The sequence below is a fragment of the Amycolatopsis sp. lyj-84 genome (assembly GCF_046549075.1).
Classification (GTDB): domain Bacteria; phylum Actinomycetota; class Actinomycetes; order Mycobacteriales; family Pseudonocardiaceae; genus Amycolatopsis.
This window is the reverse complement of the sequence record NZ_JAJPWO010000006.1, coordinates 328156-351919: the sequence shown is the minus strand read 5'-3', so window position 1 is coordinate 351919 and position 23764 is coordinate 328156. Positions and strand designations below refer to the sequence as shown.

The following is a 23764-nucleotide window of genomic DNA, read 5'->3' as shown; positions in this document are numbered from 1 at the left end:
CACCATTCCAGTCGTAAATACACCAGCGCGGATGCGCGAAAGCGCGGGATCACCGGCCGAGTTCGGTGTGGATGAAGTCGAAGATTTCCTCGTCGGAGGCGGAGTTGAGCTTCTCCGCGGCGTTCGCCCGTCCGTCGCGGGCTCCCGCGTCGGTCCAGCGGGAAAGCAGGCTCTGGAGACGCTCGGCGATCAGTTCGTGGGTCTTCTCGTCCGGCGCCGCCTCGGTCAGCAGCGAGCCGAGCCGGTCGACCTCCTCCACCAGCGAGGCAGGCCGAGCCTCCTCCTGGAACTGCTCGGACCACAGGTGGCCGGCCACCGCGGCCGGGGTCGGGCAGTCGAACAGCAGGGTCGCGGGCAGCCGCAGCCCGGTCGCCTCGCCGAGCCGGTTGCGCAGCTCCACCGAGGTCAGCGAGTCGAAACCGAGGTCGCTGAACGCGCGGGTGGCTTCCACGTCGTCGGCCGAGGCGTAGGAAAGCACGGCCGCCGCCTCCGCCTGGACCAGCGAGACCAGCACCCGCACCTGTTCGGCGCGGGACAGTCCGGCCAGCCGTTCGGCGAGGTCCGTCGCGCCGGCCCCGGCCGGGCCGTCCGCGGAGTCGTCCAGCGCCTGCCGCACTTCCGGCAGGTTTTCGACCAGCGGGCTGCGCCTGCGCAGCGTGAACGTCGGAGCGAAGGTCGCCCAGTCCACGTCGACCACCGTCGTCTGGGCCGCGCCCTCGTCGACGAGCTGCGCGAGCACCTGGATCGCCTGTCCGGGTTCCAGGATGGAGAACCCGCCGCGCGCCAGCTGCGCGATGCCTTCCTCGCTGGTCAGACCGCCACCGCCCCACGGACCCCACGCCACCGAGGTCGCGGGTTCGCCGCGGGCCGCGCGGTTTTCCGCGAGCGCGTCCAGGTAGGCGTTGGCCGCCGCGTACACCGACTGCATGGCGCTGCCCCAGGTCGCCGAGATCGAGGAGAAGAGCACGAACGCGTCGAGATCGGCGTCGCGGGTCAGCTCGTCCAGATGCCGCGCGCCCTCGACCTTCGCTGCCAGCACCGAGGCCGCCTCGGCCGGGTCGGTGTCGGCGATGGCGCCGAACTGCCCGATACCCGCGGCGTGCACCACGCTGGAGAGCGCGGGCCCGGTCGCGGCGATCCGGTCCAGCAGCCCGGCCAGGTCGGGCCGGTTGCCCGCGTCGCAGGCCACCACCTCCACGTCGGCTCCCTGCGCGGCGAGCCCGGCGGCCAGCGCGACGACGCCCTCACTGGGGCCGGTGCGGCTGGCCAGCACCAGCCGTTCGGCGCCGCGGGCGGCCAGCAGGCCGGCCACCCGGCCGCCGATCGCGCCGGTGCCGCCGGTGATCAACGCGGTGCCCAGCGACATCCACGGCGCCGCCGCGTCCCCCGTGCGCGGGGCGCGTTCGAGCCGACGGCCGTGGATCCCCGCGGTGCGGATCGCGACCTGGTCTTCCCCAGTGTCGGCCAGCACCGCGGCCAGCAGGCCCGCCGTGCGGTCGTCGAGGGTGTTGGGCAGGTCGAGCAGACCGCCCCACCGGTGGGGGTGTTCCAGCGCGGCGACCCGGCCGAAGCCCCAGACCTGCGCCTGCACCGGGTTCGTCAGCGGCGTGCCCGGCGCGGTGGCGACCGCACCCGAGGTGACCGTCCACAGTGGCGTGTCCGGCTGCGCGTCGCCCAGTGCCCGCACCAGGTCGATGGTCGCGGCCAATCCCTTGTTCAGCGCGGGATTGCCCGGCGTCGGGGTCTCGTCGAGTGCCAGCAGCGAGAGGATTCCGCTGAGTTCGCTGCCGGGGATCGGGTCTTCGGGCGAGAGCAGCAGCACCTCGGCGCCGCGAGCCCGCAGAGCGGCTTCGCAGTCGCTGGCGAGCTGCCGGCCGCTCGGCGCGACGATCGCCCAGGTCCCGTCGAGAGTGACGGGGTCGGGGTCGGTGATCGGCGCCCAGACGGTGCGGTAGCGCCAGTTGCCTGTCGCGGCCCGGCCCAGTTCGCGGTGCCGCCACGAGGTCAGCGCCTCCAGCACCTCGCCGACCGGGCGCTGGTCGTCCAGTTCCAGCACCTCGGTCAGCTGCGCGAGGTCGCCGCCCTCGACCGCGGCCCAGAACCGGGCCTCGGCCACCGTGCCCACGGCCTCGCCGCCCGGCGCGGGCTCCAGCCAGTAGTGCTGGTGCTGGAACGCGTAGGTGGGCAGCTCCACCGGCTTCCCGACCGGCAGGATCTTGGCCCAGTCCACCGAAAGGCCGTGCACGAACGCCTCCGCGAACGCCGTCAGCAACCGCTCCGCACCGGCGTTGTCCCGCTCGACCGTGCCGACCGCGATGACACCGGAAACCCCGGCGTCCTCAGCAGTTTCGGTCACCGACGCGACCAGCACCGGATGCGGGGACACCTCCACAAAGGAATCGAAGTCCGCCGCCAGCAACGCCCGAGTCGCACTCTCGAACTGCACCGTCTGCCGCAGATTCCGGTACCAATAGCCGGCGCCCAGCTCCTCACTGGACACCCACTCGCCGGTCACCGTCGACATCATCGGCACCCGACCGGCCTGCGGCTCGATCCCGCCGAGTTCGTCGGCCAGCACGGCCTCCAGCGGTTCGACCGCCGAGGAGTGCGCCACGAAGTCCGTCTCCGGGACACGCCAACGAAGCATCTTCCGCGACGCCAGCTCCCGCTCGAACTCCGCCAGCGCCTCCGGATCGCCGGACACCACCGTCGCGGCAGGACCGTTCACCGCCGCCACCGACAGCCGGTCCTCCCACCGCACCATCAGTTCGGCCACCGAACCGACCGGCGCGACCACCGACACCATCGACCCCTCGACCGACAGCCCGGACAAGCCACGGGACCGCGCAGTCACCACTCGCGCCGCGTCGTCCAGCGACAACATCCCCGCCACCGTCGCCGCCGCAACCTCACCCTGCGAATGCCCCACCACGGCCTCGGGTTCGACACCCGCCGCTTCCCACACGGCGGCCAGGGAAACCATCACCGCCCACAGGACCGGCTGCACGACTTCCGCCGACGCGAGTTTCGCCGGGTCCAGCAGCACTTCCCGCGCGGACCAGTCCACACAGGACGCCAACGCCCGCTCGCACTCGGCGAACCGCGCCGCGAAAACAGGGCTCTCGTCCAGCAACGCACGGCCCATCCCCACCCACTGCGCACCCTGCCCACCGAACACGAACACCGGACGCACGCCAGATCGCGCGACACCGTGCACCGGCACACCCGACCGCAGCGACGCCAGGTCGCCGCCGACCGTCACGGACCGGTGCTCGAACGCCGACCGCGTCGCCGCCAGCGACCAGCCCACGTCGACCGGGTCCAGCTCCGCGCGGGCATCGATCCACGCCGCGAGCCGATTCCCCTGTGCTGCCAGGCCGTTCGCCGAACGGCCCGACACCGGCCACGCGGTCAGCCCGCCCGTGACGACGGGAACCCGCTCGTCGACGATCTCCGCCGCGACCGGCTCCGGCGCCTCCTCGAGAATGAGGTGCGCGTTGGTCCCGCTCATCCCGAACGAGGACACCCCCGCCCGGCGCGGCCGGTCCTCCGCGGCCCACGGCTTGTTCTCGGTCAGCAGCCGCACCTCGCCGGACGCCCAGTCCACATGCGGCGAACGCTCGTCGGCGTGGAGGGTGCGCGGCAGCTCCCGGTTCTGCAACGCCTGCACCATCTTGATCACGCCCGCCACGCCAGCCGCGGCCTGCGAGTGCCCGATGTTCGACTTCACCGAACCCAGCCACAACGGCCGCCCCTCCGGCCGGCCCTGGCCATAGGTGGCGAGCAACGCCTGCGCCTCGATCGGGTCGCCCAGCGGCGTACCGGTTCCGTGCGCCTCCACGACGTCAACGTCCTCAGTGGTCAAACGAGCGCTCGCCAACGCCGCCCGGATCACCCGCTGCTGCGAAGGACCATTCGGCGCGGTCAACCCGTTCGAAGCGCCGTCCTGGTTCACCGCCGAACCCCGCACCACGGCCAGAATCCGGTGCCCGTTGCGTTCGGCGTCGGAAAGCCGTTCCACCACCAGCATGCCCGCGCCCTCGCTGAGGCCCATGCCGTCCGCGCCGGAGCCGAACGGCTTGCACCGTCCGTCCGGCGCGAGCCCCATCTGCCGGCTGAACTGGTTGAACAGCAGCGGGCTCGCCGCCACCATCACACCGCCGGCCAGCGCCAGGGAGCATTCCCCGGAGCGCACCGCCTGGCAGGCCAGGTGCAGCGCCACCAACGACGACGAGCACGCGGTGTCCACGGTGACCGCGGGGCCTTCCAGCCCCATCACGTAGGCGACCCGGCCGGACACCACGCTGGTGGAGATGCCGGTGACCAGGTGCCCGTCCAGTTCTCCCTGCAGCCCGGAGCTCCAGCCGTAGCCAGAGGCGGACGCACCGGCGAACACGCCGGTCGCGGAACCCCGTAGCGACGCCGGGTCGATCCCGGCGCGCTCCAGCGATTCCCACGCCACCTCCAGCAGCAACCGCTGCTGCGGGTCCATCGAGACCGCCTCGCGCGGGCTGATCCCGAAGAACCCGGCGTCGAAACCGGTGGCGTCGTACACGAATCCGCCGGACCGGACCGGTTTCCCGGAGTAGCCGTCGCCGCTGGTCGGCAGGTCCTCGACCACCCAGTTGCGGTCGCCGGGCAGTACCGAAATGGCGTCGGTCCCGGCGGCCACCAGGTTCCACAGGTCCTCGGGGCCGGTGACGCCGCCCGGGTACCGGCAGCTCATCCCGACGATCGCCAGCGGTTCGTCGGTGACCGCCGCCGCGACCGGCGCCTGCGCGGCGGTCTCGTCCGCGCCGGACACCTTCGCCAGCAGGAACGCGGCGGCGGCGTTCGGGGTGGGCGCGTCGAACAGCAGCGTCGCCGGGAGAGCGAGCCCGGTGGCGGCGCTGAGCCGGTTGCGCAGTTCCACCGAGGTCAGCGAGTCGAAACCGAGGTCGCTGAACGCACGGGCGGCCTCCACCTCGTCGGGCGAGGCGTAGCCGAGCACGTCGGCGGCCTTCGCCTGGACGAGCCCGACCAGCAGCCGGTTCCGCTCGGACTTCGACAGCCCGGCGAGTTCCTGCCGCAGCGTCGCGTCGTCCGCAGCGGCGGCGCCCTCCGGCCCGTCAAGCGCCTCGCGGACCTCCGGGAGGCTCTCGATCAGCGGGCTCGGGCGGCGCAGTGTGAAGGGCGGAGCGAACCGCGCCCAGTCGATGTCGGCGACGGTCAGCCGGCCATCGTCGCCGTCGAGGATCTGGCCGAGAGCTTCGATGGCGCGGTTCTGGTCCATCACCAGCAGACCGCGTCGGATGCCTTGCGCGGCACCGTCGGAGTCGGTCATGCCACCGCCGCCCCACGAACCCCACGCCACGGAGGTGGCGGGCAGGCCCGCGGCCCGGCGCTGTTCGGCGAGGGAGTCCAGGAAGGTGTTCGCGGCGCCGTATGCGGGTTGCAGGCCGCTGCCCCAGGTCGCGGAGATCGAGGAGAACAGCACGAACGCGTCCAGGTCGAAATCCCGGGTCAGCGCGTCGAGATGCACCGCGCCCGCGACCTTCGCCGCGAGCACGGCGGCCGTCTCGGCGAGATCGGTCTCCGCGACCGTGGTGGCCTGCCCGATGCCCGCGGTGTGCAGCACCGAGGACACCGCGGGTCCGGTCCGCGCGGTCCAGTCCAGCAGCCCGGCCAGCTCCGCCCGGTTGCCCGCGTCGCAGGCGACGACGTCCACCCGGGTGCCCGCCGCGGCCAACTCCGCGGCGAGGGCGGGCATGTGCCCGGCGGCCGGTCCGGAACGGCTGGTCAGCACAACGCGTTCGGCGTCGCGGCGGGTCAGCCAGCGGGCCGCGTGCCCGCCGATCGCGCCGGTGCCGCCGGTGACCAGCGCCGTCCCGCGCGGGGTCCACGTCCGGTCCGTCGTCTTCGGCCGGTCCGCCCTGGCCAGCCGCCGCCCGAGGAGGCCGCAGGCGCGGATCGCGACCTGGTCCTCGCCGCAGCCGGCGAGCACCGCGGCGAGCCGGTCGCCGGCCGCATCGTCGAGTTCTGCGGGCAGATCGAGCAGACCGCCCCAGGCTTCGGGATGCTCCAGGCCGACCACCCGGCCGAGCCCCCACGCCTGCACCTGCACCGGATTCGGCACGGTGTCGCCGGCCGCGGCGGCGAGCGCGCCCTGCGTGGCCACCCACAGCTGCGCCTCGACCTCCAGGTCCACCAGCACCTGCGCCACGGAAAGCGTCCGCGCCAGTCCTCGTGTCAGGACGGGGTGTTCGGGCATCGGCGTCTCGTCGATCGCGAGCAGCGACAGCACCCCGGCGGGCTGCGTCACCGGCAGCGCCTCGTCGAGGAACTCGGTGACTTCTTCGCGCGTGACGACCCCATCGGGCAGCTCGGCGACCAGCACCTCCGCGCCGCGGGCCTCGAGCGCCCGCACACAGCTCGCGGTGAGATCGTCGGCCGCGTCTGCGGTGAGCACCGTCCAAATGCCGTCGAGGGAAACCGGGGCCGGATCGGCCACCGGGGTCCAGATGGTGCGGTAGCGCCAGTTCTCGGTCGCTGCCCGGCCCAGTTCCCGGTGCCGCCACGAGGTCAGCGCCTCCAGCACCTGGCCGACCGGACGCTCGTCCTCCAGCTCCAGCACCTCGGTCAGGTGCGCGAGATCGCCGCCCTCGACCGCCGCCCAGAACCGCGTCTCCGCGACCGTTCCCGCGCCGTCACCGCCCGAAGCGGCCTCCATCCAGTAGCGCTGGTGCTGGAACGCGTAAGTGGGCAGCTCCACCGGCTCGCCCACCGGCAGCACGGCGGACCAGTCCACCGGCAGACCGTGCACGAAGCCTTCCGCGAACGCGGTCAGCAACCGCGCGGCGCCCGCGTTGTCCCGCTCGACGGTCCCGACCGTCACCACACCCGCGACCCCGGCGTCTTCCGCGGTCTCGGTGACCGAGGCCGTCAACACCGGATGCGGGGAAACCTCCACAAAGGAATCGAAGCCGTCCGCCAGCAACGCCCGAGCCGCACTCTCGAACTGCACCGTCTGCCGCAGATTCCGGTACCAGTAACCGGCATCCAGCTCCTGACCGGACACCCAACCGCCCGTGACGGTCGACATCATCGGCACCCGACCGGCCTGCGGCTCGATCCCGCCGAGTTCGTCGGCCAGCACACCTTCCAGCGGTTCGACCGCCGAGGAGTGCGCCACGAAGTCCGTCTCCGGGACACGCCAACGAAGCATCTTCCGCGAAGCCAGCTCCCGCTCGAACTCCGCCAGCGCCTCCGGATGGCCGGACACCACCGTCGCGGCAGGACCGTTCACCGCCGCCACCGACAACCGATCACCCCACCGCACCACCAACTCGCGCACCGAACCAACCGGCGCAACCACCGACACCATCGACCCTTCCGCCGACAGCCCGGACAAGCCGCGGGACCGGGCCACCACGACCCGGGCCGCATCCTCCAACGACAACATCCCCGCCACCGTCGCCGCTGCGACCTCACCCTGCGAATGCCCCACCACAGCCTCCGGCGCCACCCCCGCGGCCTCCCACACCGCCGCCAACGACACCATCACCGCCCACAACAACGGTTGCACCACCGCCGCCGACCCCAACTCCGCAGCCTCGGTCAACACTTCACGCGGCGACCAATCCACACAGGACACCAACGCCCGCTCGCACTCGGCGAACCGCGCCGCGAACACCGGGCTCTCGTCCAGCAACGCGCGACCCATCCCCACCCACTGCGCACCCTGCCCACCGAACACGAACACCGCACGCGCGCCAGAACGCGCCACCCCACGCACCGCCGCACCCGACAACAGAGAACCCAAATCCCCGCCGACCGTCACGGAACGATGCTCGAACGAAGACCGCGTCGCCGCCAGCGACCAGCCCACGTCCGCCGGGTCCAGCTCCGGACGAGCCCCGACCCACGCCGCCAGCCGATCCCACTGCGCCGCCAGCCCGCTCGCCGAACGCCCCGACACCGGCCACGCGGTCAACCCGCCCGACTCCAGTACCGGAACCCGCTCGTCCGCGCCCTCCGGCACTTCCTCTTCCGGAGCGTCCGGCTCGGGCGCGGTCTCTTCGGCGGCCGGAGCCTCCTCGACGATGATGTGCACGTTGGTGCCGCTCATGCCGAACGCCGACACCCCGGCCCGGCGCACCCGCTCCCCCTCCGGCCACGGCACCGGCTCGGCCAGCAGCCGGACCTCCCCGGCCGACCAGTCCACGTGCGTGGTCGGTTCTTCCACGTGCAAGGTGCGCGGCAGTTCCTGATTGCGCAGCGACAGCACGGTTTTGATGATCCCGGCCATGCCCGCGGCCTGCTGGGTGTGCCCGATGTTCGACTTCACCGAACCCAGCCACAACGGCCGCCCCTCCGGCCGGCCCTGACCATAAGTCGCCAGCAACGCCTGCGCCTCAATGGGGTCGCCCAGCGGCGTACCGGTCCCGTGCGCCTCCACCACGTCAACGTCCTCAGTGGACAAACGCGCACTCGCCAACGCCGCCCGGATCACCCGCTGCTGCGAAGGACCATTCGGCGCGGTCAACCCGTTCGAAGCGCCGTCCTGGTTCACCGCCGAACCCCGCACCACCGCCAAAATCCGGTGCCCGTTCCGCCGCGCGTCCGACAGCCGCTCGACCACCACGACACCCGCGCCCTCGGCGACGCCCATGCCGTCCGCGCCCGCGCCGAACGTCTTGCACCGGCCGTCCGGGGAAAGCCCGAGCGACGTGCTGAAGTCGGTGAACAGCACCGGAGTGGCCGCGACAAAGGCACCGCCGACCAACGCCATCGAGCACTCTCGCGAGCGCAACGCCTGGCAGGCCAGGTGCAGCGAAACCAGCGACGAGGAGCACGCCGTGTCCACCGTGATCGCGGGCCCCTCCAGTCCCAGCGTGTAGGAGATCCGGCCGGACAGAATGCTCGTGGCATTGCCGGTCATCACTTGTCCGTCGTGCTCGCCCTGCTTGCCCGAAAGCCAGCCGTAGCCCGAACCGGACGCGCCGGCGAACACACCCGTCGCGGATCCCCGCAGCGAGGCCGGGTCGATCCCGGAGCGCTCCAACGCCTCCCACACCACCTCCAGCAGCAACCGCTGCTGCGGGTCCATCGAAAGCGCCTCGCGCGGACTGATCCCGAAGAACCCGGCGTCGAAACCGGTGGCGTCGTCGACGAAGTTGCCCTCGCGCACCTCCGCGGCGGTGACGTCCCAGCCGCGGTCTCGCGGCAGTTCGGCGACCGACTCGCGCCCGTCGGACAGCAGCTCCCACAGGTCCTCCGGCGTCGCCACGCCGCCGGGGAACCGGCAGCTCATGCCGACGATGGCGATCGGCTCCTCGCCGGAGGATTCCACCTCCTGTAGGCGCTGCCGCGTTTCGTGCAGGCTGGCGGTCACCCGCTTGAGGAAGTAGCGGAGCTTGTCTTCGTTCACTTACGTCACCCCGTGGAGGAAGTCGCGTCTTCGTCTGGTCAGTAGATGCCGAGTTCTTTGCCGATGAAGTCGAAGACTTCGTCGTCCGAAGACGATTCGAGCTTCTCCTCGACGCCGTCGCCGGCGTGGTTTTCCTTCGCTTCTTTCCACTTCGCCAGCACGACTTCGAGCCGGTTGGTGATCAGCGCGGACTCGTCCGCGGTGGCCAGCCCGTCGAGCAGGCCTTGCAGCTTGTCCAGTTCGGCGAGCACCGGGGCGACCGCGCTGACCTCCGCGACCAGGCTCGTTCGCAGGTGTTCGGCGAGCGCGGCCGGAGTCGGGTAGTCGAACAACAGCGTGCTGGGCAACGACATCCCGGTGCTCGAACCCAGCCGGTCGCGCAGTTCCACCGCGGTGAGCGAGTCGGCGCCGAGATCGCTGAAGGACCGGTCGGCCTCCACGACGTCCTTCTCGTGCCCGAGGACGGTCGCCGCCTCGGCGCGCACCAGGTCGACCAGCAGCCGCTGCTGTTCGGCCTGGGAAAGCCCGGACAGCTTCCCGGCCAGCGCGTTGCCCGCGGCCACGCCCGGCTCCTCGTCCCGGCTCTCCAACGCCTCGACGACGTCGGGAAGGCTTTCGATGAGCCGGCTCGGGCGGCGCAGGGTGAACGGCGGCGCGAACCGGCCCCAGTCCACGTCGGCGACGACCGTCAGGCTCTCGCCGCTGTCGAGCACCTGCGCCAGCGCGTTGACCGCGTGGCCGGGATCGAGCATGCCGAGCCCGCGACGGCTCAGCAGCGCCGCGTCCTCGACGTCGGTCATTCCGCCGCCGCCCCACGGACCCCAAGCCACCGAAGTGGCGGCGAGGCCGCGGGCGAGCCGGTTCTCCACCAGCGCGTCCAGGTAGCAGTTGGCGGCAGCGTAGCTGGCCTGCATGCCGCTGCCCCAGGTCGCCGCGATCGAGGAGAACAGCACGAACGCGTCCAACTCGATCCCCGCGGTCAGCCGGTCCAGCGCGGCCGCGCCGTCGGCCTTGGCCGCCAGCACGGTCGCCAGCTCCGCCAGGGAAATCTCGTCCAGCGGCGTCGCTTGCGCCACGCCCGCGGCGTGCATGACCACCTTCAACGGCGGGCCGTCGTGCCCGATCCGGGTCAGCACTCCGGCCAGCTCGGACTCGACAGCGGCGTCGCAGGCGAACACCTCGACCGCAGTGCCCTCGCCGGCCAGTTCGGCGGCCAGCGCCGGTGCCCCCACCGCGGTGGCGCCGGAGCGGCTGGTCACCACGAGCCGTTCGACGCCGCGCTCGCCGAGCCAGCGGGACACGTGCCCGCCGATCGCGCCGGTGCCGCCGGTGATCAGCGCGGTGCCGGACGGCGCGAACCGCCCCGCCGCGCCCTTGGGCGCACCGGCCCGGCCGAGACGACGGCCGAAGATCCCGTTCTCGCGGATCGCGAGCTGGTCTTCGCCGTCAGAGTCGGCCAGCAGCGCGCACAGCCGTCGCGCGGCCGTGTCGTCGAACTCGACCGGCACGTCGATCATGCCGCCGCCATGGTCGGGGTGCTCCAGCACCGCGACCCTGGCCACGCCCCATACCTGCGACTGCTCCGGATTCTCAGTCGGCTCGCCGGGAAGGGCGGACACCGCGCCCCGGGTGAGCGTCCACAAGGGAGCGGGCAGGTGCAGCGCGATCATCGCCTGGATGAGCGTCTGGGTCCCGGCCACCCCATTGACCAGGTTCGGGAAGCCGGGCGCCGGAGTCTCGTCCAGCGCCAGCAGCGACACCAGCCCGGAGACCGCGCCGTCGCCGACGACGTCCTCGATCCGCGCGGTCATGGCCGCCACGTCGGTGCTCTCCACCGCTTCCAGCACGCTCACCTCGGCGCCGTGCTCGGCCAGCACACGCAGACAGGTCCGCGCCAACTCGTGCCCGGCCTGGTCCGGGGTGCGCACCACGATCCAGCGCCCGGACAACGTATGCGCGGCTGGCTCCGGGATCGACGCCCAGCTCACGCGGTAACGCCAGTCCGCGGTGGCCGTGCGGTCGTGTTCACGTTTGCGCCAGGAGACCAGTGCGGGCAGCACCTCGCCGAGCTGCGCACTGTCCTCAAGGGACAAGGTGTCGGCGAGTTCGGTCAGATCGCCACTCTCCACCGCGGCCCAGAACTCTGCGTCCGCCGCCGAACCCGTCGCGGTGCCCGGTCGCGTCTGCACGCCCTGCGGCCAGTAGCGCTTGTGCTGGAAGGCATACGTCGGCAGCTGCGCGCGGTTCCCCTGGGGAATCAGCGCACTCCAGTCGACACTCACCCCCTGCACGAAGGCCCGCGCCAGCCCGGCGATCAGGCCGGTGCCGTCCTTGCGCTGCAACGGGACGAACCCGGCCGCCGAACCCAACGCCGACAGCGAACCGTCCGGTCCGACCTCAAGGAACACCGAAATCCCCTGCGCCACAAGGGACTCCACCGCGTCCCCGAACCGGACCGGGCGACGCGTCTGCACGGGCCAGTACTCGGCCTCGCAGTCAGCGACCAGCTCACCGGTCAACGCACCCGCCCACAACAGCTCCGGACGCTCGTACGTGAGCCCTTCAGCCACCTGACGCAGCTCATCCAGCACCGGATCCATCGCCGCCGAGTGGAACGCGTGGCTGACCCGCAGCCGCCGAGCACGACGACCGCGTTCCTTCCACCGCGCCACGATCTGTTCGACCGCATCGACTTCACCAGAGACCACCACCGACTCCGGCCCATTCACCGCCGCTATCGACACCCCATCTGTCAAGGTCTCAACGACCTCACTCTCCGGCGCGTTGATCGCCGCCATAGCACCACCCACCGGCAACGCCTGCATCAACCGAGCACGAGTAGCGACCAGACGACACGCATCCGACAGAGAAAGCACGCCAGCCGCATACGCCGCCGCAATCTCACCCACCGAATGCCCCACCACCGCATCCGCCCGAACCCCGGCCGCCCGCAACACCTCGAACAACGCCACCTCGAAAGCAAACAACCCAGCCTGCGCGTAAAGGGTCTGATCACTGCCCGGCGTCCCCGGATCCAGCACCACATCCCGAACCGAAACACCCAGCTCCAGCTCCAACAAACCCGAAACCCGGTCAAACACCTCAGCGAACACCGGACTCGACTCATACAGTGCCCGGCCCATACCAGCCCACTGCGAACCCTGACCCGCGAACACCAAACCCACCCGAACACCCGGATCCGCGACGCCCGAAACAACCGACCCGACGGACTCCCCCGCGGCCAGACTGTCCAGCCCGCTCAGGAGATCGTCGCCGAACACGACGGCCCGATGGTCAAACACCGACCGCGTGGTGGCCAACGCCCAGCCGACATCCACCGGATCCAGCCCACGCCCGACGACCCGCTCGCGAAGCCGCGCGGCCTGCGCCGTCAGCCCGTCCGCCGAACGACCCGACACCACCCACACCGTCGGCTCGTCCGTCGCCACGACCTCGGCAGCCTCTTCCTCGGGAGCTTCCTCGATGATGACGTGCGCGTTGGTCCCGCTGATGCCGAACGCCGACACGCCCGCCCGGCGAGTCCGCCCCGACTCCCAGGCCACGTTCTCCGTCAACAACCGGACCTCGCCCGCCGTCCAGTCCACATGCGACGACGGCGTCTCGGCGTGCAACGTCCGCGGAAGTTCCTTGTTCTGCAACGCCAACACCATCTTGATCACGCCAGCGACACCGGCGGCCGCCTGCGTGTGCCCGATGTTCGACTTCACCGAACCCAGCCACAGCGGGTCCCGCCCGGCCCGTTCCTGTCCATAGGTCGCCAGCAACGCCTGCGCCTCGATCGGGTCGCCCAACGGCGTCCCCGTGCCGTGCGCCTCCACCACGTCCACATCGGACCCCGACAACCCGGCATTCACCAACGCCGCCCGAATCACCCGCTGCTGCGAAGGACCATTCGGCGCCGTCAAACCATTCGACGCCCCGTCCTGGTTCACCGCCGAACCCGCCACCACGGCCAGCACCGCATGCCCGTTGCGCCGAGCGTCGGAAAGGCGTTCCAGCACGAGGATGCCCGCGCCTTCGCCCATGCCCATGCCGTCGGCAGCTTCGGAGAACGCCTTGGACCGGCCGTCCGCCGCGATGCCGCGCTGGCGGGCGAAGCCGACCATCTCCCACGGCGTGGCCATCACCGACACGCCGCCGACCAGCGCCAGCGAGCATTCGCCGGTGCGCAGCGCCTGCCTCGCCGTGTGCAGTGCCACCAGCGACGACGAGCACGCGGTGTCCACGGTGAGCGCCGGGCCTTCGAGACCGAGTGTGTAGGAGATCCGGCCGGAGATGATGCTGGTCGCGTTGCCGCTGATCAGGTGGCCTTCGACCGCTTCGGCGCCGTTCTGCGCGGCCAGCTGCATGCTGACCATCGCGTAGTTCGAGGAGTAGCCGCCGATGAACACGCCGGTGCGCGAACCGCGCAGCGCGACCGGGTCCAGTCCGGCGGATTCCAGCGCCTCCCAGGACAGTTCGAGCAGCAGCCGCTGCTGCGGGTCCATCGCCAGCGCCTCGCGCGGGCTGATCCCGAAGAAGCCCGGGTCGAACGCGGTGGCCTGGTGGAGGAAGCCGCCGTGGCGTGCGTAGGTGGTGCCGGGGTTCGCCGGGTCCGGGTCGAACAGCGCGGCCGCGTCCCAGCCGCGGTCGGCCGGGAACTCGGAGATCCCGTCGCCCCCGGCGGCCAGCAGATCCCACAGCTCCTCGGGGCTGTTGACGTCCCCGGGGAAGCGGCAGCTCATCGCCACCAGCGCGATCGGATCGTCGTCGACGGCCGCCGCCGAAGGCAGTTCGGCCGGGCTCGCGGGCTGGGCGCCGAGCAGCGTGGTGCGCAGGTGCTCGGCCAGCACCGTCGGGGTCGGATAGTCGAACATCAGCGTCGCGGGCAGCGGCACGCCCGCCGCGGCCGAAATCCGGTTCCGCAGTTCGACCGAGGTCAGCGAGTCGAAGCCCAGTTCGCTGAACGCGCGGCTCGGCTCCACGTCCTGCGGCCCTGCGTAGCCGAGCACGGCGGCCGCCTCGGCGCGGATCAGGTCCACCAGCAGCCGGTCCTGTTCGGCGCGGGAGCGGCCCGCGAGGCCCTGGGCCAGTTCGCCCGCGTCGCGCTGCGCGCCGCCGTCGGCCTCGAGCCCGGCCTTCAACCGCTGCGCGTCCGGCAGGTCGCGCACGAACGGCAGGTCCAGGATGGCGGCCTGTCCGGGCGCGGCGGCGAGCGCGGGCCAGTCCAGGTCCATCACGGTCAGCACGGTGTCCGGTCCGGCCATCGCCCCGGCCAGCGCCTTGACGCCCAGGTCCGGGTCGATCAGGACTTCCCAGTGGTTGCGGCGCAGCCGGGCGCGGGCGGCTTCGCTGGCCTGCGAAACACCGCCGCCGGACCAGGGTCCCCACGCCACCGACAGCGCGGGCAAGCCACGCGAACGCCGGTTCTCCGCCAAGCCGTCCAGATAGGCGTTCGCGGCCGCGTAGTTGGCCTGACCGGCGCCGCCGAAGGTCGCGGCGGCCGAGGAGAACAGCACGAACGCATCGAGCGACAGCTCTGCGGTCAGGTCGTCGAGGTGCGCCGCGCCGCCGGCCTTGGCCGACAGCGCACTGGCGAGCCGATCGGTGGTCATCCGGTCGAGCACGCCGTCGTCCAGCACCCCTGCGGTGTGCATCACCGCGGTGAGCGCGGGTCCGTCGGCCCCGATGCGGTCGATCACTCCGGACAGATCGGCGCGCGATGCCGCGTCGCAGCCGGTGATCTCCACCGCGGTCCCGGCGTCGGCCAGCGTGGCGGCCAACGCCGCCGCGCCTTCGGCCGAGGCTCCGGAACGGCTGGTCAGCACCACCTTCTCCGCGCCCTGCTCGGCCAGCCAGCGGGCCACCCGGCCGCCGACCGCGCCGGTGCCGCCGGTGATCAGCGTGGTGCCGCGCGGCCGCCATTCCCGCTCGGCGGGCTGCGGCGCGCGCACGATGCGGCGGCCGAGAATGCCCGCGGGCCGCAGCGCCACCTCGTCCTCACCGCAGCCGGCGAGCACCGCGCACAGCCGGTTCGCGGTGCGCTCGTCGAGCACGGCAGGCAGGTCGATCATCCCGCCCCAGCGGTCCGGCTGCTCCAGCAGCAGCACCCGGCCGAGGCCGCGGGTCTGGGTCTGCACCGGCCGGGTCAGCACGTCCCCCGGCCCGGTGGCGATCGCGCCCGTGGTGACCAGCCACAGCGGCGCAGTGACATCCGCGTCGGCCAGCGCTTGGATCAGCGTCGTGGTACCCGCCAGTCCGCCCGGCACCACCGACGCTCCCGCGAGCGGAGTCTCGTCCAGCGCGAGCAGCGAGACCACTCCGGTCAGCGGCCCGGCGACCGCGGTCGCCAGTTCTTCACGGGTGGCGGTGCTCGCGTCGACTTCGAGCTCGGTCACGTCCGCGCCGCGGGCGGCGAGCGCCTCGACGCACGCGCGCACCAGAGCGTCATCGCCGTGTCCGGTCGGCACGACCGCCAGCCAGGTCCCGGTCAGCGGCGTGGGAGCCGGATCGGCGACCGGACGCCAGGTGACGCGGTAACGCCAGTTCCCGGTGATGTCCCGGTCCTGCTCCCGTCGGCGCCAGGCCGCGAGCGCGGGAAGCACCTCGTGGAAGGAACGCTGCGCGTCCACCGCGAAAGCGCCGCCCAGCCGTCCCAAGTCTCCTTCCTCGACGGCAGCCCAGAACTGGGCGTCCGCGGCGGAGACGGCGCCGTCGCCGGACACCGGGGCGGGGCCGGACAGACTGGACCCGGCCAGCCAGTACCGCTGGCGCTGGAACGCATACGTCGGCAGGTCCACCCACTGTCCGGCGGGCAGCACGGCGGGCCAGTCCACCGCGGTGCCGCCGACATACACCTGGGCCAGCGAGGCCAGCAGCCGCGCGACGCCGCTCTGCTCCCGCTCCACCGTGCCGGTGATCACCGGGGCGCCCGGGACTGCCAGGTCCTCGATGGTCTCGGCGATGCCGGTGGTCAGCACCGGCTGCGGGGACACCTCGACGAAGGCGCGGTGCCCGGCTGCGGCCAGCGCCCGGACCGCTTCGTCGAACCGGACGGTTCGGCGGACGTTGGCGAACCAGTACGCGGCGTCGAGTTCCTCGCCGTTCATCCACCGGCATTCGACCGTGGAGAACAGCGGGAACTCGCCCGGCTGCGGCTGGATGTCCGCCAGGCCTTCGAGCAGCTCGTTCTCCAGCCCGGCGATCCCGGCGGAGTGCGCCACGAAGTCGGAAACCGGGACACGCCACCGCAACACCTTGCGCGACGCCAGTTCCCGTTCGAATTCGGTGAGTGCTTCGGTCTCGCCGGAGACCACGACGGCGGCGGGCCCGTTGATCGCGGCGATCGCCAGCCGGTCCTCCCACCGCACCAGCAGTTCCCGCACTGCCTCGGCGGGCATGACGACCGAGAGCATGCCGCCCTCGGCGCCCAGCCCGGACAGCGCCTTGCTGCGGACCGCGACGACCTTGGCCGCGTCGTCCAGCGACAGGATCCCGGCGACGGTGGCAGCGGCGATCTCGCCCTGGGAATGCCCGAGCACGGCGCTCGGCGCGACCCCGGCCGCCGCCCACACCGCGGCGAGGGAAACCATGACCGCCCACAGGGCGGGCTGACCGACCTCAGCGCGGTCGAGATCTTCTTCGTTCCGCAGCACCTCGGTCAGCGACCAGTCCACGTACGGTCGCAGCGCCTGCTCGCATTCGGCCATCCGGGCGGCGAAAACCGGCGAGGATGCCAGAAGTTCCCGGCCCATGCCCGCCCACTGCGCGCCCTGTCCGGGGAACACGAAGACCGGCTCGCTCTCCTCAGCCGCCGCCGAAGCGCCGACCACGACGCCGGGAGCGGACTCGCCGGCGGCCACCGCGGCCAGCCCCGAAGTCAGTTCCGCGAGATCGGTGCCGGTGATCACGGCGCGGTACTCGAACACCGTGCGGGTCGACGCCAGCGACCACGCGACGTCCGCCGGGTCGAGATCGGGGCGGGCGGCCACGTGCCCGGCGAGCCGGGCTGCCTGGGCGCGCACGCTTTCCGCGGTGCGACCGGAAACCGTCCACGCGTGCGGGCCCGCAGTGCGCTCCGTGTCTGCGGTGGCCTCCGGTTCGGGGGCCTCTTCCAGGATGATGTGCGCGTTGGTGCCGCTGACGCCGAACGACGAGACCCCGCCCCGGCGCGGACGGCCCTCGGCCTCCCACTCCCGCTGCGCGGTGAGCAGTTCGACCGCGCCCGCGGACCAGTCCACGTGCGGAGACGGCTCGTCGGCGTGCAGGGTCTTGGGCAGCTGCTTGTGCCCCAGCGCCAGCACCATCTTCAGCAGCCCGCCGATACCTGCCGCGGCCTGCGGGTGCCCGATGTTCGACTTGACCGAGCCGAGCCAGACCGGCCGGTCCTGCGGCCGGTCCTGGCCGTAGGTGGCGATGACCGCCTGCGCCTCGATCGGGTCGCCCAGCGACGTGCCGGACCCGTGCGCCTCGACCACGTCGACGTCCTGAGTGGACAGTCCGGCGTTCGCCAGCGCCGCGCGGATCACCCGCTGCTGCGAAGGACCGTTCGGCGCGGTCAACCCGTTCGACGCGCCGTCCTGGTTGACCGCCGAGCCGCGGACCACCGCGAGCACCGGATGCCCGTTGCGGCGCGCCTCGGACAGCCGCTCCAGCACGACCACGCCCGCGCCCTCGGCGATGCCCATGCCGTCCGCCTCGGCGGAGAAGGACTTCGACCGGCCGTCCGGGGAAAGCCCGCGCTGCCGGCTGACCCAGACGAACAGGTCCGGAGTGGCCGACACGAACACGCCGCCGGCCAGCGCCAGCGAGCATTCGCCCGAGCGCAGCGCCTGGCTGGCCAGATCGACCGCGACCAGCGCCGAAGAGCAGGCAGTGTCCACCGTGACGGCGGGGCCTTCAAGCCCGAAGGTGTAGGACAACCGGCCGGAAAGCACACTCGTGGTGGTGCCGGTCAGCAGATGCCCTTCGAGGCCTTCCTCCGCGCTGGAACCGGCGAGACCGTAGCCGGTGAAGCTGGCCCCCGCCCACACCCCGGTCTTGCTGCCCCGCAACGAGGACACCGGGACGCCGGACCGTTCCAGCGCCTCCCAGGAGACTTCGAGCAGCAGCCGCTGCTGCGGGTCCATCGCCAGCGCCTCGCGCGGGCTGATCCCGAAGAACCCAGCGTCGAATTCGGCTGCGTCGTAAACGAAACCGCCCTGCCGCACGTATGAGGTGCCGGTGTGCTCCGGGTCGGGGTTGTAGAGGCTGTCCAGCTCCCAGCCGCGGTCCTGCGGGAACGCGCCGATCGCGTCCGTGCCCGACGCCAGCAGCTCCCACAGCTCCTCCGGCGACCGGACGCCCCCAGGGAAACGGCAGCTCATGCCGACGATGACCACCGGGTCGTCGTCCAGCGCCGCCGTCGCTGCCGTCGCGACCGGAGTCGATTCCGCGGCGCCCAGCAGTTCCGTGCCGAGGTAATCGGCCAGCGTGGTCGGGTTCGGGTAGTCGAAAAGCAGTGTCGCGGGCAGTTTCAGCCCGGTGGCGGCGCCGAGGCGGTTGCGCAGTTCGACAGCGGTCAGCGAGTCGAAGCCGAGTTCGCTGAACGCGCGGGAGGCCGGAATGGACGACGGGGACGGGTAGTCGAGCACCGCCGCCGCTTCGGTCCGGACCAGGGTGACCAGCAGCCGTTCCTGCTCGGCCGCGGACAGTTCCGCGAGCTGCTGCTTCAGGGAGCCGCTCGCCTGCTGGTCAGCCGAGGCCTCGCCGGCGGTGAGGGCGGTGCGCACCTCCGGCAGGTTTTCCAGCAGCGGGCTGGGACGGCGCAGGGTGAACGGCGGAGCGAACTTCGCCCAGTCCACGTCCGCCACGGTGACCACCGCTTCGCGCGCGTCCATGATCCGCGCCAGCATCCTGATCGCCCGGTCCGGAGCCAGCGGCGACAGGCCGCGGCGTTCGAGCTGCGCCTGGTCGGCGGCGGAGTTCATCGCGTCCGCGCCCCACGGCCCCCATGCCACCGAGGTGGCCGGGAGCCCGGCGGCGACCCGCGCCTCGGCCAGCGCGTCGAGCCGGGCGTTCGCCGCGGAGAACCCGGGCTGCCGCCCGCCGCCCCACACCGCGGCGACCGACGAGGTCAGCACGAACGCGTCCAGGTCGAGGTCCGCGGTCAGTTCGTGCAGCCAGGCCGCCGCGCCCGCCTTGGCCGCCAGCACCGCGTCCAGTTCGGCCGGATCGGCGTCCTCGATCGGCCGGTCGTCGATGAGTTCTTCGGTGTGCAGCACCGAGGACAGCGTCGAACCGAGCCCGGCGACGACCGCGGCCACCTCCGGCCGCACCCCGGTGTCACAGGCCACGATGTCGACCGCGGTGCCCGCCGCCGCCAGCTCCGCGGCGAAAGCCGCCGCCTCGCCCGCGTCCGGACCGCGCCGCCCGGCCAACACGACGCGCGAGGCGCCCCGGTCGGCCAGCAGCCGGGCGACGTGCCCGCCGATCTTGTCCGCCTCACCGGTGATCAGGGCGGTTTCCCTTGGCGTCCAAGGCGTTTCGCCACCGCGCGGCGTGGCGGCGCGCAGCAGCCTGCGTCCGAGGACACCCGTCTCGCGGATCGCGACCTGGTCCTCGCCGCCTCCGGCGAGGAGCGCCGTCAACCGCTTCGCGGCCCGACCCGCCAGCGTCGCGGGTACGTCCACGAGTCCGCCCCAGCGGTCGGGGTGTTCGAGCGCCGCGACCCGGCCGAGTCCCCAGACACCGGCCTGTGCGGGATTCTTCGGTGCCTCACCGGGAACCGCCGCGACCGCACCACTGGTGACCGTCCACAATGGAGCTTCGAACTGAAGGTCGCCGAGGGCCTGAACCAGAGCAACGGTCTGCGTCAGACCGTGCGTCTCGTCCAGCGAGAGCAGCGAAAGCACGCCCGACAACTCGTCGCCCGCCAGCAGGGCGGCGATCTCGCCGCGATCCCCGGTGCCGTCCGGCAGCTCCAGCGTCCGCGTCTCCGCACCAGCGTCCGCCAGTGCGTCGCGGCATTCCTGCACGAGCGGGCGCCCAGACTGTCCCGCCGCCGTCACGACGAGCCAGTTCCCGCCGAGCCGCACCGGCGCGGGCTCCGCGACGGGCGCCCAGCTGACCCGGTACCGCCAGTCCTCGCCCGGCGTTTCCGCACCGCTTCGCCGAACGGCGGGCAGTTCGTTGTTCAGCCAGTAGCGCTGATGCTGGAACGCGTAAGTGGGCAGCTCCACCGGCTTCCCAGCCGGAAGCACCCGGCACCAGTCCACCGGCAGACCGTGCACGAAGCCTTCCGCGAACGCGGTCAGCAACCGCGCCGCACCCGCGTTGTCCCGCTCCACCGTCCCGACCGCGACGACCCCGGAAACCCCGGCATCCTCGGCGGTCTCCCGCACCGACGCGATCAACACCGGATGTGGGGAAACCTCCACAAAGGAATCAAACCCGTCCGCCAGCAACGCCCGAGCCGCACTCTCGAACAGCACCGTCTGCCGCAAATTCCGATACCAATAACCCGCGCCCAGCTCCTCCCCGGACACCCAACCGCCCGTGACGGCCGACATCATCGGCACCCGACCGGCCCGCGGCTCGATCCCGCCGAGTTCGTCCGCCAGCACGGCCTCCAGCGGCTCGACCGCCGACGAGTGCGCGACAAAATCCGTCTCCGGAACACGCCAACGCAACATCTTCCGCGACGCAAGCTCCCGCTCAAACTCCGCCAGCGCCTCCGGATCACCGGACACCACCGTCGCCGCAGGACCGTTCACCGCCGCCACCGACAACCGATCACCCCACCGCTGCACCAACTCGCGCACCGAACCAACCGGCGCAACCACCGACACCATCGACCCCTCAACCGACAATCCCGACAGCCCCCGGGACCGGGCCACCACAACCCGGGCCGCATCCTCCAACGACAACATCCCCGCCACCGTCGCCGCCGCGACCTCACCCTGCGAATGCCCCACCACGGCCTCAGGTTCGACGCCCGCCGCTTCCCACACCGCCGCCAGGGAAACCATCACCGCCCACAACAACGGCTGCACCACCGCCGCCGACCCCAACTCCGCCGACTCCGTCAACACCGCACGCGGCGACCAGTCCACACAGGACACCAACGCCCGCTCGCACTCCACGAACCGATCGGCGAAAACAGGACTCTCCACCAGGAGCGCACGGCCCATGCCCACCCACTGCGCACCCTGCCCACCGAACACAAACACCGCACGCGCGCCAGAACGCGCCACCCCACGCACCGGAACCCCCGACAGCAACGACTCCCGGTCGCCGCCGACCGTCACGGACCGGTGCTCGAACACCGACCGCGTCGCCGCCAGCGACCACCCCACGTCCGCCGGGTCCAGCTCCGGACGAGCCCCGACCCACGCCGCCAACCGGCCCCACTGCCCCGCCGCCCCGGCCGCCGAACGCGCCGACACCGGCCACGCCGTCGCCTCGCCCGCCACCACCGGGACGCGCTCGACCACCACCGGCAGCTCGTTCTCCGCGGCGTCCACATCGGACACCTCGGCGGACTCGGCAGCCTCGTGCCCGGCCGGAGCTTCCTCGAGAATGATGTGCGCGTTGGTCCCGCTCATCCCGAACGACGACACCCCCGCCCGCCGGACCCGCTCCCCCGGCTCCCACGGCACCGGCTCGGCCAGCAGCCGCACCTCGCCCGCCGACCAGTCCACATGCGGGGTCGGCTCGCCCACGTGCAGCGTCCGAGGCAACTGTCCGTTCCGCAGCGCCAGCACCATCTTGATCACCCCGGCCACCCCGGCCGCGGCCTGCGAGTGCCCGATGTTCGACTTCACCGAACCCAGCCAAAGCGGACGACCCTCCGGCCGCTCCCGGCCGTAGGTCGCCAGCAGCGCCTCCGCTTCGATCGGGTCGCCGAGCGTGGTCGCGGAGCCGTGCGCCTCCACCACGTCGACGTCGGAACCGGACAGCCGCGCGTTGGCCAGCGCGGCGCGGATCACCCGCTGCTGCGAAGGACCGTGGGGCGCGGTCAGCCCGTTCGACGCGCCGTCCTGGTTGATCGCGCTGCCCCGGATCACCGCGAGCACGGGGTGGCCGTTGCGCTGCGCGTCGGAAAGCCGTTCCACCGCCAGCACGCCGGCGCCCTCGGCCCAGCCCGAACCCTCCGCGTCCGCGCTGAACGATCGGCAGCGCCCGTCGGTCGACATGCCACGCTGGCGCGAGAAGCCGACGAACACGCCGGGCCCGGAGATGACGGTGACCCCGCCGACCAGCGCCAGCGAGCACTCGCCGGAGCGCAGCGCCAGCGTGGCCAGGTGCAGGGCCACCAGCGAGGAGGAGCACGCCGTGTCAAGCGTCACAGCCGGGCCTTCCAGCCCCATCGTGAACGCCACGCGTCCGGAAAGGACACTCGTCGACACCCCGGTGACGAGATGGCCTTCCGAACCGCCGGCCTCGGCCGCGGGGTTGGCGCCGTAGCCCTGGTTGTAGGCGCCGACGAACACGCCGGTCTTGGTGCCGCGCAGGGAATCCGCCGGAATGCCCGCCCGCTCGACGGCCTCCCAGGCCACCTCCAGGAAGAGCCGCTGCTGCGGGTCCATCATCAGCGCTTCGCGCGGGCTGATCCCGAAGAACTCGGCATCGAACCCGGCCGCGTCGTAGACGAAGCCGCCGTGCCGGGCGTAGGAGGTGCCCGGAGTGTCCGGGTCGGGGTCGTAGAGGTTCTCCAGATCCCAGCCCCGGTCCTGCGGGAACTCGCCGATGGCGTCGGCGCCCTCGGCGAGCAGCTGCCACAGCGCGTCGGGGCCATGCGCGCCGCCGGGGAACCGGCAGCCCATGCCCACGATCGCGATCGGCTCCTGTCCGCGCTGCTCGACGTCGGCGAGCTGGCGACGGGCCTGTCGCAGGTTGGCCGTCACGAGTTTGAGGTAGTCGCGGAGCTTGTCTTCGTTCGCCATCTGGTCCCAACCTCGCCTGACTACCGGGGTTCTGTCTCTTGCGCACTACAGCGCCGCGGCGGGGCGACCACGGCGGAATAACAGACGGATTCGCGGGCGCACCCCGAACGGGCGCCCGCACCGTGCGGCCCAGCGCATTTCAGTGACGCGTGTCGAAATCGGCTTCGGTGACCGGAGAGTCCCGCGAGGTTCACGCCGCCGGCCGAGACCCGCGCGTCGCCGTGACCCGACTGCGCCGCGCACCCGGAACCTCGAGAGCACCAGTCATGGCCTCAGCCTCGTCGTCGGCCTGGAAGAAGCGCAAGACCGCGAGAGTTGTTCAACTGCCCTTTCCGTGCGGCTGAACGACTTCCGGGCGCGCGGGCGGTTGAACGCCCGCCCCCGCGACCCCGGTTCTCCTAGTGTGCACAGCACGCCAGCCAATGCACGA

The 23764-nt window shown here is 72.2% G+C and carries 1 protein-coding gene and 1 pseudogene; both read right to left on the bottom strand.

Going from position 1 to position 23764, the window contains the following annotated elements; translation table 11 throughout:
* Positions 1–49: 49 nt before the first annotated feature.
* A pseudogene (locus ACLJRM_RS21055) lies at positions 50–9406 on the bottom strand (type I polyketide synthase); the annotation flags it as partial.
* Positions 9407–9447: 41 nt separating this feature from the next.
* On the bottom strand, positions 9448–23334 hold the full coding sequence (locus ACLJRM_RS21050; RefSeq protein WP_410664037.1) for a type I polyketide synthase: 13887 nt from the start codon (positions 23332–23334) through the stop codon (positions 9448–9450).
* Positions 23335–23764 lie beyond the last annotated feature (430 nt).

Bases quoted from the DNA above. Each gene is read 5' to 3' on its own strand.
- ACLJRM_RS21050 (WP_410664037.1), bottom strand. From the start codon at position 23,334: ATGGCGAACGAAGACAAGCTCCGCGACTACCTCAAACTCGTGACGGCC.